A 14,930-nucleotide genomic window follows, 5' to 3' on the forward strand; every position below is an offset into this window, starting at 1 on the left:
CAGCCCAATTAAACAATTTCATTTTTATTTGGTAATAAATTATATCTTGATAACAAATTACGTAAAACATTGCGCGACAGTCCTAACATTTTTGCAGTCTTAACCTGATTATTCCAGCAACTTGAAAAAGCGGTATTGACGATTTTATCTTCAATGATGTGCCATGCTTCACCATCATATTCTTGAAATAAACGCTTGAGTACATCCTCAAACTCTTGAATCAAATCATTATCTGGTAAAACGCTTGAGCCACCCTCCTCTGAAAACCTTAAATGTTCAATATCAATGGTTTTGCCACCACTGATGAGCAGTGCATAATGGATATTATTTTCAAGCTCACGGATATTTCCCGGCCAACTATAGTTGAGCAGCGCATTTCTGGCGCGATCACTGATGTTGGGTTTCGGCGTAATCATCTTTTGCGAATAGGAGTTTAAGAAAAAATCCACCAAAGGCAAAATGTCACCCTTACGCTCTCGCAATGGTAAAATATTTAGCACAACCACATTTAGGCGATAGTATAAATCTAAACGGAATTTATTTTCCGCGACAGCTTTACGCAAATCAACATGTGTACCAGACAAGATGCGTACATTAATCGGGATCGGTTTACGTCCACCGACCCGAACAACTTCCTTTTCTTGCAATACACGTAACAGTTTTACTTGCAAAGACAACGGCAACTCACCCACTTCATCCAAGAACAAAGTTCCGCCGTCGGCTGTTTCAAAAATACCAGGGCGTGTCTTATGCGCACCCGTAAATGCGCCTGCTTCATAACCAAACAATTCAGATTCTGCAAGTGTTTCAACTAAAGCACCACAATTGACAGCAAGAAACGGCTTATTTTGGCGATCACTTTTCAAATGAATTTCACGTGCGATTAATTCTTTACCTGTACCTGATTCACCTTGGATGATCACACTGGCAGAACTTGGTGCAATGGTTTCAACTTGGCTTAATAGCTTACGAGAGTTTTGATCAGAAAATATAATCGCTTTTGCTCTTATTGGCTTAATTGGCACACCATTATCAGGCAAGGTAATTACTTTATAATCATTATCCAAATAGGATTTCATAATTAACCCTTTAAATAGCTGAGGAGGATATTAAAATAGAATAGTACAATTCTATTACAAAGCTGATAAATAATAATTACAGATATTTAATCCTAAATTTATATATTGAATGATTTAATAGGCGTTTTTGCTTATGCATTTATAATCAATATATTTCTATTTTTATGCAATGTTGCTTTTTAAACAATATGTCTATCAATTGATCATATATAAACAGCTTACAATAATATTTTTGAAAAAATTATATATTTTATCTCCCCTCACTATTTGGCATCTATTTTGCTCTTTTATTTAAAATTTACAGCATAGGTTAAATGATGAGCATAGAGTTTGTGGGTATGGTTTTTCCAAATCAATGGTCTGAAACCAAAGGAACCCGAATTGGTCATAAAATTGATCTCGAATATTTACGTTATCATGCTCGTGCACATGAATATGCAGGCTTTGATAAAGTTTTAATCGCCAATGGACCAAGTAGCCCTGATAGTACCCAAATCGCAGCTTATCTGGCACAACAGACTGAACGACTTGGATTTATGATTGCACATCGCCCTGCGCTGATGACGCCTAATCTGGCTGCACGTTCCTTTGCCACACTGGACCATACCACTGGCGGAGGACGCATTCGTTTACATGCCATTACGGGAATTACCGCTGAACCGCAAGAAGGTGATTATATTGTTGATAAAATTCAACGTTATGAACGCACGGGGGAATATCTAGATATCATCCAAAAGCTTTGGAAAAGTGAGCAACCGATTCACTATGAAGGCAAATACTTTAAACTGGAAAATGCTTTCTGCCCTTTAAAACCGGTCAATGGAACTTCTATTCCGATTTCATTCGGTGGTTCTTCGGATATTGCCTACGATATCGCAGTGCGTCATGCAGATCTTTATTCGCTTTGGGGTGAGCCCTTAGCGGGCGTGAAAGAGCAGATAAATAAACTTAAAAAGGCAGCAGAAGCTGCCAATAAACCCCAGCCTCAGGTCAGTTTATCAGTACGTCTTATTATTGGGCCAACAGAACAACTCGCATGGCAACGAGCACAACAAATTTTAGCTGATATTCAGCAAAATCCAACGTTCCAAAATAATGGCTCACTTTCGGGACATAAAATTAAAGGCGTAGGTTCACAACGGTTACTGGCAGCAGCACAACAAGGTGATCGCCATGACCGAGCCTTATGGATGCCAACTGCAAGCGCAGTTGGGGCCTATGGTGATACCACCGCCCTTGTCGGAACGCCTGATACGATTATTGCCGCATTACTTGATTATGTAGATCTGGGCGTCACCACCTTTTTAAATCGTGGTTATGATCCAATTTACGATACTGTGGACTATGGTCGTTATATTATTCCTGCGGTACGAGCTGAGGCGGCCAAGCGAAACAAACAGATTGCCTAAGTCCTCAAGCTAAATAAAAACCGCTCATTTAATCGGATTGAATGAGCGGTTTTTATTGCTTGCTAATTTAAGGTCTTGTCATAACCATGAGCATCATTATGAGGGCTTGTCATAACCATGAGCATCATTATGAGGGATGGTTATTTTCTTCTGATTTTCTATTGTAAATCTGGTTTGCAAATGGACTGAATCTTCTCCCCTGCAATCACCTTTTTGGCAAATGGAATAGAATCTTGTAGGGAAGCATTCACTGTCTCACTATGTCCCAATCCATGATACAAATGCCCTTCAACGACTATACCTGCCTTACATGCATCCGCCACCAACTTCATTTGATTACGTGCATCTGGTGTACGATCATTTGCCCCAGTGCCAATAAATAATGGATGATTGATTTTTAAGGTCGGGTAATAGCCATAATCATTGGATTGTTTTTCCTGTAATTTTTTATAGATCGATGGTGGATTCACCTTATAGGCTTGCGCAGGTGAAAGTCCTGCTGTTTGAATATCTCCCATAAAACTGGTCAAACAGGCATTTCTTGCTTGTTCCACCAAAGGTACTGCTTCAGCGGTAAAAATATCTTCAGTTTTGATTTCAGGAAATAAGCTTTGCGTCACTAGAAAACTATAAATACCATATGCTAAGGATGGACTGACTTCATAAGGATTTAACTTTAACTGATTCTTTTCAGCTGTTGCCTCGGGGTCCTGATAAATCACCCCTGTGCCAATAGATCCTTTAATATTTAACTCTGGTGCATAGGTTGCTGAATAAGCTGAAGCTGAAACAGCCCCTGCCCCACCTTGAGATTGCCCCACAATAACAAAACGATTTGCTAGAGGTAATTTCGTTTTAAGCGCAGCTCGACCGCTGTCTAAAATACTATAAGCAAGCATTGGATTATTGATCAGCAAGTGCGGGCCAGCCACACCAAGTCCTTCATAGTCAGTTGCTACTACAGCGAATCCTTCTTTTAACCATCGGTTTAAATATTGTACATCTCGATAAGATCGTCCATTCCAAGAAGGTGCGCAGGCATCTGCTAGACCAACCGTACCATGTGCCCATAACACAACAGGCCAACCTTCTTTCGGTGGCGTACCTTTAGGAAGATGTACTGTCCCAGAAACCACAATGGGGGTCTTACTATCCCTTCCACTTGTTGAACTATATAAAATACGAATGGCCGTACTATCATTGTCCAAACGGATATAAGGGTTGCTGATGTCCTCTGTCTTTAACAGTTTTCCAGCTTGTTCTGGAATCGCAGCTTTCCATGTATAAAATGCTGAAACACGTCCATCCCCATAACGATCTTCAGGCTGTGGGGCTTGCTGGGCATTTGCCATTCCAGCAGACGTTAGTATGCTTGCGACAAAAACGGATTTAACCACATTAGATATAAAAGTATTTTGCATTTTCATGACCTTGAAACCTATTTAAAAACTGTTTTAAAAATTTATTTTTTAATTTAAAAGTCGTAACTTACACGGCCATATAAATACGTTCCAAAGGCACCTTCTGGCGCATTAAAACTGTATTTGACGATGTTCCCTACAGATGAGTCTTTGGCTTTGTCTGGGTAACTGTTAAATAAATTATTTGCGCCCAGATTGAATTTTAGCCCTTTTACCCACGCATCTGCTTTGTAGCCAAAGTCCAAATCAGCAATCCATTGCGGATCAAAGGTCTGATCCAATGAAGTATTGGTATTATTTAAGGTGGTCCATTTATCATAACGACGGACTGCGGCATTGATACTCCACGCTTGATTTGACCAAAGTGCACCCAATGCTAATTTGGTTTTTGGCGCTGTAGATTCAATTAGGCTTTGGGTATTTCGACCAGCAATACTAGAGACTGGAATTCGCTCACCTTTTGCAGTGATTGAGTCTCGGCTGTCAGTGATTTTATTTTTATGATAAGCCAAGCCTAAATTCAGCTTTAACTTGCCATATTGTTCAAGATCAAGATCATGTTTTAACGCGAACTCCAAACCACGCGTTTGCGTATCTAATAAATTATTAAAAAACGCCACATTGGCAATATTTGCATACGGCGTATTTGCAAAAGCATTATTGATCACGCTGCCAGTAATATTGTCAGAAAGTAAAATACGATTTCGAATATCGATTTGATAAAGGTCTAAAGTTGCAGAGGTATTGATAAATGGTTTGAGTACCAAACCTAAAGAATAATTGGTGGATTTCTCAGGCTTAAGTGAAGTTCCACCAATCAGTAAAGCCGCTTCACTTCCCGCAACTAAAGTCCTTTGCTGTACATCTTGCCAACCTGTCGGAGTTTGCACCGTTTGTACACTATAAGCGGAGTATCCTTGCTGGGCTAATGACGGTGCGCGATAACCTGTATTGACAGATCCACGAAGGGTCAACTGCGGAGAGATATCATATTTGGCAAAGAGTTTGCCGTTGGTTGTCGAGCCAAAGTCTGAATATTTTTCTGTTCGAATGGCAGCACCAACATTTAAATCTTTTACAATATCGGCTTCGAGATCCAAATAAATGCCGTACACATCTCGACTAATTTTGCGTTGGTCTTGATCTGTAATACCCGCGTATATACCTGGGATACCCGTACCTAAAGCCGTACTTGGATTAAAATAGGGTCCACGGGTATAGGCAATCGGGTCGCCTGCATTTTGTTTATATTGTTCCCAACGGTATAGCGCTCCCGTCGAAACAGTCAATGGACTGGCTAAACCATCAATTGCAAAATCACGACTATAGTCCAGTCCTGTATTGAGTTGGGCAAAAATGTTTTCCCCTAAATCATAATGAGAGGGTGAATCTGCACCATAACTTGGGTTAATACCATTGCCTTGTTCAGTGCTGACTTTGTTTTGTCCATAAGTGGCATACAGGTCATATTTCCCTAAAGTCTGGTTGCCTTGTTTAACCCCAAACGTGGTCGCAAAATCATCCACACTGACTAAACTCAAAGGTGAGCGTCCATCAGGATAACGTTGCTTAAAATAACTGGATTGATTCAGTACTGTTTTGGTGGTTGGAGGTTCATAAAAATTTTCCCCGATGGTCTTACGATGCCCATAACTACTAAAACCATACAAGGCAATTTCATCAGTTAAAGGTAAATCTAAATTCGCAGTGATATTGATTTGGTCTTTTTGTTCAGGAGAACCAAATTTCCAAGTTCTAAATGGTGTGTTCTGCTCGGTATATTGGGCTTGGGTTGAACCATCATAAAATGTTCGCGTATCTGGTGCAGTATTACTTGCAGCTTCACGCTTTCCTAAATCTACGGCAACAGTTAAAGCACCATCATTGGGTAATTCAAAGCCTTTCCAAAGATTGATTTTATGCTGTTCACCATCCCCTTGTGTATAGCCTCCAGTTTGATAACTCACGCCACCACCATGATCACGTGATTTCAATATAATGTTAACCACGCCCGCGATCGCGTCAGAACCATATTGAGCTGCGGCACCATCTCGTAAAATCTCTATACGTTCAATGGCACTAATCGGGATTAGGCTTAAATCTGTTACCGCAGCACCTCTCCCCCCAGCATACGCTTGTCGAGTGAAGTAAGCCGCTGTATGGCGACGTTTACCATTGATCAAAATTAAGGTTTGATCTGCAGATAAACCTCGCAATGCAATACTCGGCGGCACCGATGCACCGAAACCACCCGCAGGTGATGTTGGTAAACTCACTGACGGCGATAAGCGTGTTAATGCAGCGGCAAGATCACCTGCCCCTGTTTCTTGTAGTTCTTTGGCTGTCACAATGTCTACTGGAGCAGGAGCCTCTAAAGCACTATTGATAGCTCGCCGAGAACCCGTTACAACAACTGATTGCAATGTCACGACATCCTCTTTTTCTGATACAGGCCTTTGTTCATTTGCCAAAGTGATTGAGGCGGTAAGTGTACTGAACGCAAAAACAGAAGAATGAAGAATGAATTGAGAAAAATATGTACGCATATAAGCTTCCTTAACGATCTGCACCGATATAGCAAAGCCAATGCCAAAATTTTTATTATTGAATATCAAAAACTTGTCATTAAAAATAAAAAATCATTGTTTATATTTAAACAATGATTCGAAAAAATGTTTATAAAACCACAGATTTGCTAGTGGCGCATAAGCTTATACAAGTTGATTGTGTAAATAAGATTGATACAACTGATAGTAAGATTGTTGCTGTTGAATCAGTTGTTCATGAGAACCTTGTTCCACTACAGCCCCATTCTCAATCACCACAATTTTGTCTGCTTCTTGAATGGTACTTAAGCGATGTGCGATCACAATACAGGTTCTATTTTTACATAAGCGTCGAAGGGCATATTGGATTTTCTGTTCCGTATAAATATCAATCGCAGAGGTCGCTTCATCTAAAATTAAAATTTTAGGATCAGCCAAATATGCACGTGCGAGACAAACAAGTTGGCGTTGCCCATGACTTAAATTTTTTCCGAGTGTTCCAACTTCAGTAAAATAACCATGAGGAAGCTGTCCTAGAATATCATCTGCACCAAGTTCTTCAATCGCCTGAATCAGTTGTTGATCTGTAGCTTCGGGTTGAATTAAACGTAAATTGTCTAAAATTGTGCCGCTAAACAAGACATTGTCCTGTAAAACAATACTGACATTTTGTCTTAAACTGTCCAGATGGATATCCTGTATCGGATAACGGTCTAAGAAAATCCCACCCTGCTGAGGCTCATAAAACCGTGTCAGTAACTGAACGATCGTGCTTTTACCATGACCTGTCGGCCCCACGATCGCAACCACCGTTCCAGCGTCGATCTCTAAATCAAAATTTTGTAAAACAGCTTTGGTGGTATAAGCAAAATCTACAGACTGAAAACGAATATGCCCGTTAAGTTGCCCTAATTTCAAAGCATGCTGTGAATCTTGAATGCTAGATTGGGTATCTAAAAGTAGAAATATCCGTTGTGCACACGCTGCACCATTGGCATAACGCTCAAATAAATCGGTCAATTCCTGTAAAGGTGCCAAGAATAAAAACACGTAAAAAATACTTTCGGCAAACTGTCCAATACTGATGACACCTTCACTATAAGCATAACTTCCAATCACAATAAAAACCGCGGTTGCCACTGTCGAAAGCAATCCAGTAAATGGGGCAAACCAGCTGGTCCGCTTACTTCCATAAATAATAGAATCATTAAAATCTTTTAAGAGCTGCTGATAGCGCTGTTGATTGGTTTCACTATAATTTAATTGCTGAATAATTTTGGCGCCATTTACCGTTTCAACCAAATGTGCAGTAAATCGACTGCGTTCTTCGGCAACCCGTCCCCAATGCCGTTGTGATGACTTTTTAAATATTGCAGTCATTGTCAATAAAATCGGCAAAGTAGCAAATAAACACCAGAAAAATGGGGGATAGATATGCCACAAAAGCACAGATGCTAATCCACAACGTAAAATCGCAGAAAGTAGTTCAGGTGGTCCTTGTATCAATACTGGTTCTAAAGTATCGACATCACGATCCGCTCGTGAAATAATTCGGCCCGCTTTAGTTCGATCAAAATAACCAATATTTAAAGCTTGAATATGTTGAAATAATGAACGTCTTAGATCATTAATAACGCTTAAGGCCGCTTTTCCAGACAAGTATTTTGATACACCTGCTAATCCAAAACGACACACCCAGCTGAATGCCAAAATAGCAATTGCCATAAAAAGTACAGGCTGAGACAACACCAGTTTCCCAGCCACTTGCTGAAATCCAGAATCTAAAATGTACTTGACTGCCCATGGGCGTACAAAGATGCTCAGCACTTGTAAGATCTCTACTGAGATCATGGCTAGAATTAAATAACGAATCGGATAAAGCAAAGGAATGAGTTTTTTTAACATTCCGCGATGTAGCGCGGTTTTTGCTAAGTTTTCTTCGATCTGCAGATCAGAGATTTTCGTCAGCGGTCGGAAATTTTTAACCGTGGTATTCATGCTTGAATCTCCTGTTGCGCCTTCTGAAATCCCATCAACTCCCGATAAAATTCGCAATGCTGGAGCAATTCTGTGTGGCTCCCTTGAGCAAGAATTTGTCCCTGATCTAATACGATAATGAGATCTGATAAAGAAATCGTGGTCTGTTTATTTGAATTGATCAGAATGGTTCTTTTGAGCTGATTTTTATTGTCAGCCAAGCCTGATAAACGCTGTAACACCTGTTTTTCTGTAGTGGAATCTAAAGCACTGGTTGAATCATCAAGCGCCAAGATTGGCGAGTTTTTTAAAATTGACCGTGCCAGTGCAATCCGTTGTTTTTGCCCTCCAGATAAGGTGACTCCCTTGTCCCCTATTCGTGTCTCCAGACCAGCATCGAGTCGCTGTAACAGTTCAGATGCTGAAGCCAAATGCAATGCGTCTCGCATCTCCTGTTCAGTCGCATCCTGTTTGGCTATTTTTAAGTTATCCGCCAAAGTTCCTGAGAAAAAGAAATTATCTTGCGGAATAATCTGAACCATATGACGTAAGTTAACCAAACTAAGATCTTTAAGATTGAGCCAACCGCGTTGATCTGAACCAATCCAGACCTGCCCTGCGGTTGGATCGATAAAACGATTGAGCAAGTTCATCAGTGTGGTTTTACCCGCTCCAGTTTTCCCCACAATGGTGACGATTTCACCTGCTCGGAATTCAACATTACACTGTTTTAAAATATACTTTTCTGTGCTTCGATCCTGAAAACTGACATTTTCCAGTCGAATATTTAAACCTTCATCCCCATCAGCATCCCCTTGTAGTGGCAAAGCATGTGCAGCATCTACAATTGCCGATTTCTCATCTAGCATTTGCCATATTCGAGTTGCCGATGAACGTGCATCTGCAAAAATATGTAAGACCTGTCCAATACTTTCAATACGAAACACCAATAAATTTGCCATAAGTACAGCAGCCACAAATTGCCCAATCTGTAATTGATTTTGTCCAATTAAGTAACCACCAAACCCAATCACCCATAAGTAGGAACAGGCAATAATCATTTGAGGAATCGGTAAGCGTTGTGCACTGGTGCGAATGGTTTGAATGGAATGACGAATAAAGCTATCAACCGCAGCATTAAAACGTTGTAAGAGCTTTTCCTCAAGTTGAAAGGCTTTGACCACTCGAATGCCATTGACGCTTTCAGCCAAAGTATCACTGACTTTTTCATAGGCATAGGCAACTTGATGATCCAGCACCACCAACTGATTGGTCAGTTTAAACAGCACAGCTAGGCCTAGAAAAATAAAAATAAGCGGGACGATCCCCAACCAAGGATGATACCAACACAACAATCCGACTGTTGCGGCGACCACTAGACTGGATTCAAACACTTGTCGCCAAAAATTAATTAAAGCTTCTTTTAATTTATCTGAATCTCGGGTGGTTCTTGATAAAACTTCACCTAATCCGTGTTTCCAGTGCCATGAAACATCTAAATGCTGGACCTGGCTAAAGATTCTTTCTCTTAAAATACTTAACAATTGCTGTCCAATCGTCAAGGCACTTAAACCCGCTAAATATTGAATAATGGCACGAAGTAAAGCGATACTCGTCAGTAGAATAAACCAAAACCACGGATTTAACGGATCTGTAAAAGCATGCTGAAATAAACTTTCAGGTTGGCTGTGTTTTAGCGTATCAATCGCATGTCCGATTGAATATTGCTGTAGTGCTAAGCCAAAATTAGCAAGGACAAATAATGTTGCCGTCAATACAAAGCGAAATGGCATAAAACGATATAAGGCCAAACTTCGCAGCAGTGGATAATTTTTAAACATAAAAATAAAACAACAACTAAAGATCTATAGCTCACTGCGAGATCTATGCCAAATTTTTCAAAGGCACAAATATTTTAATCCACTGTTTTATATTGTTTTTTTAAAAAAAGTGTTTGATGAGATGTTTGATTTAAAACATCCGCACTTGTTATCTGTTGTTATTGCAACAATATTTGATATATCAACATCATAAAAATAGATATTAAAAATATATTTTAAATATCAATAAGTTAAACAATGGCATCAATATTGCTTTAAAGCATTCAAATCACAACAGGATGTCACAATGACAACACTTCAAACGCAACCATTAAATACACTTTGGTATACACGCTGTCCAGTTCCTACAGGGCTCGGAATCTCGATTCAAAAAGGCTGGCTAAAAGAAAAATTTATTGAGCAACAAATTGAAATTAAATCAATTCGTGAATCGAACTCAAAAGAGGTTCGTAACTCACATTTTAACCATACCCTTGCCAATTCAGTTCGGCATGGTGGCAGTATTCCTGCAATTTGGGCATATGCTTCTGGACAAAAAACCAAAGTCATCGGTTTATCTTGGGCAGATGAAGTCCAATTACTGCTGACTCGATATGATTCCCAAATTAAGACGGTTGAGGATCTAAAAGGTAAACGCTTTGGGCTCCCACTGAATCAAGATGCCATCATCGATTTCTCTCGTGCTCAAGCCATTCGCGGTTTAGAAAATGCATTAAAAACAGTAAATCTTAAGGTCAGTGATCTGGAACTGGTGGATTGTCTGCGTGCTGATATATTAGTGGCGCAACAGCAAAATCATACCGAAGAAAATGATGCGAGTTTCTTTAGCAATCGTAATAAACTGAGCGCAAGTGCAGAGATTGTGGCTTTAATCAAAGGGGATGTCGATGCCATCTTTTTAAAAGGCGCACATGCAGCACAAATTGCCCATGATTTTGCCCTGCATACCATTATTGATATTGGTTCACATCCCGACCCTATCCTACGTTCAAATAATGGTACCCCTCGAACACTAACTGTGGATGAAGATTTTCTATCGCAATATCCACGACAAGCTCAATCCATTGTCGATGCGGTTTTACAAGCTGAACAATGGGCGCATGTGCATGCAGATGAAACTCACCGCTATCTGGCTAAAGAATGTAATAGCAGTGAACAATGGGTCCATGCAGCTTATGGCGCAGATGCACATCTCAAGCTGAATACCAATTTTGATGAAACATCGATTATTGCCTTACAAGACCTCAGTGACTTTCTCTATCGCTGGAAGTTTATTCCAGCTCAAATCAATGTTCGTGAATGGCTAGCACAAGACATTGCTATTCATGCACAAGTGGCTTAACAATACGAAAAAATAAAAGGTTGTCGTGATGACAACCTTTTATTTTTCAGCTTTCAAATTTAAGGCATCGCCTATACAAAAGCTTCTGACTATTCTCAACGCATAAAGCGCTGCTTCTCACCGAAAAAAATATGCGATTAAGTACTGCCTCAAACAGTTGTGGATGAGGTTTCCGAGTCGCATATTTTTGTCGAACTCAAATTATGACTTAAATTTGGTCACATTTTCAGCCTGTTTCTTTAAAAGTACAGAATTATACTCACCAGGTGGAATATTATTTAAATAATAATTTCCAACATGATATAAACGCCAACGAATCGGATCATGTGTGGTATGTGTACGAGCATTACGCCAGAAACGATCTAAATTCCATTTTGACAAAGTAGAGCTTGCTCCAAGTAAGCCAAAGATTTCACTGGAAATTTTCAAAGATGCATGGTCTGACTGACTCCGTGTGGCAGCCACAGATAAAATCAATTCAGTTTGTAAGGCTTCATCTTCCAGATTGGTTAAATGCTGCTCAAAAATCGCTGCTGAGCGATCTAAAAGTGCTTCTGCTGAACGGACCAAAACTGCAAACTCACCAATTTGCTTAATGATATGCGGTTCCTGTGTCGGGGAGTCAACGCCACTTTCCACCCAAGGACGAGCATTCTGTTGCAAATAATCAATCCCCCCTTCAAGTGCACCTTTAGCAATACCTGTATCCATAGCTGCATGCAAAATCTGAGGCCAAGTTAAACCTGTGCGTAGCACTGTCCCTAAACCACCAGTATTGCGCTTGGCAACATAGCGTTCATCGACAACAACATCTTTAAAATTGACTGTGCCACTGACACTATTGTTTTGCCCCATTGCATCCCAATCATCGAGCAGCTCTACCCCATGCGTATCACGATGAATCAAGATCGAAACAGGTCCATCATCACTGCCTGCAAATAAAGAGATCCACTCGGCCAATAAAGAGCCTGTGGAATAAAATTTACTGCCATTTAAGATTAACTGCCCTTGTGAATTTCTTTCTACACGGGTCTTATGCTGAAATTTATCTTTTCCGCCCACTTCTGCGAGTGCATTGCCTAAACGTTTACCACTCAATACATCACGCAATAATTGATCGCGAATATCATCCTCATAACCCGTTAAAATTCCTCGAAACATGGTGAAATGAATTTGTAGAAGTTGCCCCACACCACCATCTGCAGATGAAATGATCTTTACCACATTGACCAATGTGGTAATACTCGCGCCTAAACCACCAAATTGTTGAGGAACAATAATCGCTGTCAGACCTGCTTCCGAAATTAAGCGGGCCTGTTCATAAGGAACACTTTTGTTATATTGAGGATCTAGAGCAAATTCAGTCAGTTGTTTTGCTACTGCCTTGGCAATATCCAATGCTTCTTGTTCACTTTGAATATGTCTTATACTGCCCAATTCTAAAAAATTGTGTTGCTGAATATCGTTCATTTTAACTCCGGAAAATCTCTTGTTTTTTATGCACAGATACGCTGTGCTGTAGTCTTAAATAAGCTGGGTGCATGTGTGAGCAAAGTTTTGGTATACGCATGTTGCGGATGACTCAGTACTTGATCGGTTTCACCGTATTCCACCAGATGGCCATTTTTTAAAACGGCAACTCGATCAGCAATTGCTCTAACTACCCCAAGGTTATGGGTCACAAAAAGTAAAGTTACGCCTTGCTTTTGCAGTTGTTGCAACAGTTTTAAAATAGATGCTTGTACTGACACATCTAAAGCAGAAGTAATTTCGTCGCAAATCAAAACATCAGGCTGGCATAACAGCGCTCGTGCAATCGCTACACGTTGCCGTTCTCCGCCAGATAAATCTCTTGGGTAGAGTTCTTGAATCTGTGAAGAAAGCGAGACTTGTTGAAGTACCTGAACGACCTTTTGTTGAGTTTCTTGCTGAGATGTAGCAAAAAAGTGTTGAACCACTTTAGTGAGTGTCTGTCCTATGGTATGTGCTGGATTCAAGGCTTTATATGGATTTTGAAAGATATATTGCAGTTTATGTCGTTGTGTTAACTGACGTTTTTGTCCCTGCAAGGACAATACTTCATCTGCTAAAATCACCTGACCTTCTGCATTTTCATTCAGTCCTGCAATCACTCTAGACAGTGTAGTTTTACCTGAACCAGACTCCCCGACTAAGGCCAAACATTCTCCACGCTGTATTTGAAAAGAAACATCGAAAAGTGCTTGTTGCTGGCCATACCAAGCATTGATATGTTCTACTTTAAGCAGTGCCTGTTGATCTGTTTTTACTTCCATCAGATGCGAATCAAGCTCTTGAAAATTGATCACGCTCACTTCATCCCAATGATGACAAGCAACAAAATGTGGATCAAATGCTTGAGATAACAGGGTTAATTTCGGTTGCTGTTGATGACATATTTCGCTAGCGAAAGTACATCTTGCGGCAAAGGCACATCCTGTTGGACGGTCATTCGGTGCGGGTGCATGTCCTTCGATGGGGGATAAATATTTACGAATCGACACATCGGGGATGGCATTGAGTAAACCTTGAGTATAAGGATGTTTTGGCGTTTCAAATAACTGGCTTAATGCAGCATCTTCTGCAATCTGGCCTGAATACAGGACGATTACGCGATCTGCAATATCTTTCACCACAGTCAAATCATGTGATACATAAATTGCTGCGACATTATATTCCCGACATAATTTACGAATAATATTCAGCACTAAAGTTTGGGTCGTAACATCCAATGCTGTTGTCGGTTCATCCAAGACAATTAAGCGAGGCTGTAACAAAAATGCCAATGCTAATAAAATCCGTTGTTGTTGCCCGCCGGAAAGCTGATGAGGATAGCGTTTTAAAAACACATCATCCTGAGGCAATCCCACTTCATCTAAAATTTTAGCAACTTTATGATTTCTTTCACTACTGGATAAGCGTGATTGATGAACTTCTAATAACTCAAGTAGATGCTGTCCAATTGTTAATGCTGGATTTAGTGCCGTTCCCGGATCTTGGGCAACGTGACTGATTTTATAACCTCGAATTTGACGCAAGGCGTGATCGTCAAGACTGAGGATATCTTGTCCATCCAGCGCAATTGTGCCTTGAATAATTTTGGCACCATGTCGTGCATAGCCCAATAACGCACTCGACAATGTGGTTTTACCTGAACCACTTTCTCCCACCAACCCAAGGACTTCGCCCTCGTTTAAATGAAAAGAAATATTCGAAACCACATGATTGCCTGTGTTGACCAATGCCACCGTTAAGTCTTTTACCTGTAGTACCGTATTCTTTAAAATCTCTGTCATG

Annotated in this window: 9 protein-coding genes; 2 read left to right on the top strand and 7 right to left on the bottom strand. The window is 40.3% G+C overall.

Annotated features, from left to right (window positions below):
- Positions 1-8: 8 nt before the first annotated feature.
- Positions 9-1,079, bottom strand: a complete 1,071-nt coding sequence (locus M2R48_RS15580; protein WP_004717502.1) for a sigma-54 interaction domain-containing protein — start codon at positions 1,077-1,079, stop codon at positions 9-11.
- 317 nt (positions 1,080-1,396) lie between these two features.
- Between M2R48_RS15580 and M2R48_RS15585 the strand changes: the two genes are divergently transcribed.
- Positions 1,397-2,488 carry an LLM class flavin-dependent oxidoreductase gene (locus M2R48_RS15585; RefSeq protein WP_004717504.1) on the top strand — a complete coding sequence of 364 codons (1,092 nt, stop codon included), beginning with the start codon at positions 1,397-1,399 and terminating at the stop codon, positions 2,486-2,488.
- Positions 2,489-2,646: 158 nt separating this feature from the next.
- On the opposite strand, the gene M2R48_RS15590 is transcribed toward M2R48_RS15585, so the two are convergent.
- The 4 genes from M2R48_RS15590 to M2R48_RS15610 all read right to left on the bottom strand — a co-directional run bounded on the left by M2R48_RS15590 (position 2,647) and on the right by M2R48_RS15610 (position 10,273).
- A complete protein-coding gene (locus tag M2R48_RS15590) occupies positions 2,647-3,858 on the bottom strand; it encodes a lipase family protein (protein WP_262087511.1) in 1,212 nt (403 codons plus the stop codon).
- Positions 3,859-3,962: 104 nt separating this feature from the next.
- Positions 3,963-6,455: a TonB-dependent receptor plug domain-containing protein gene (locus M2R48_RS15595; protein WP_262086662.1), complete on the bottom strand. Its 2,493-nt coding sequence runs from the start codon at positions 6,453-6,455 to the stop codon at positions 3,963-3,965.
- 165 nt (positions 6,456-6,620) lie between these two features.
- Positions 6,621-8,453: an ABC transporter ATP-binding protein gene (locus tag M2R48_RS15605; RefSeq protein WP_262086663.1), complete on the bottom strand. Its 1,833-nt coding sequence runs from the start codon at positions 8,451-8,453 to the stop codon at positions 6,621-6,623.
- On the bottom strand, positions 8,450-10,273 hold the full coding sequence (locus tag M2R48_RS15610; RefSeq protein WP_262086664.1) for an ABC transporter ATP-binding protein: 1,824 nt from the start codon (positions 10,271-10,273) through the stop codon (positions 8,450-8,452). Before M2R48_RS15610 ends, M2R48_RS15605 begins: the two co-directional genes overlap by 4 nt.
- Before the next feature lie 286 nt (positions 10,274-10,559).
- Between M2R48_RS15610 and M2R48_RS15615 the strand changes: the two genes are divergently transcribed.
- Positions 10,560-11,615 carry an ABC transporter substrate-binding protein gene (locus M2R48_RS15615; RefSeq protein WP_262086665.1) on the top strand — a complete coding sequence of 352 codons (1,056 nt, stop codon included), beginning with the start codon at positions 10,560-10,562 and terminating at the stop codon, positions 11,613-11,615.
- A gap of 201 nt (positions 11,616-11,816) precedes the next feature.
- On the opposite strand, the gene M2R48_RS15620 is transcribed toward M2R48_RS15615, so the two are convergent.
- Positions 11,817-13,085 carry an acyl-CoA dehydrogenase family protein gene (locus M2R48_RS15620; RefSeq protein ID WP_262086666.1) on the bottom strand — a complete coding sequence of 423 codons (1,269 nt, stop codon included), beginning with the start codon at positions 13,083-13,085 and terminating at the stop codon, positions 11,817-11,819.
- A 26-nt stretch (positions 13,086-13,111) separates the two neighbouring features.
- The gene (locus tag M2R48_RS15625; protein WP_262086667.1) at positions 13,112-14,929 is read right to left on the bottom strand and encodes an ABC transporter ATP-binding protein; all 1,818 of its coding nucleotides are present in this window, start codon (positions 14,927-14,929) and stop codon (positions 13,112-13,114) included.
- Between the last annotated feature and the right edge of the window lies 1 nt (position 14,930).

This window comes from Acinetobacter sp. I-MWF (genome assembly GCF_025433935.1).
GTDB classification, from domain to species: domain Bacteria; phylum Pseudomonadota; class Gammaproteobacteria; order Pseudomonadales; family Moraxellaceae; genus Acinetobacter; species Acinetobacter guillouiae.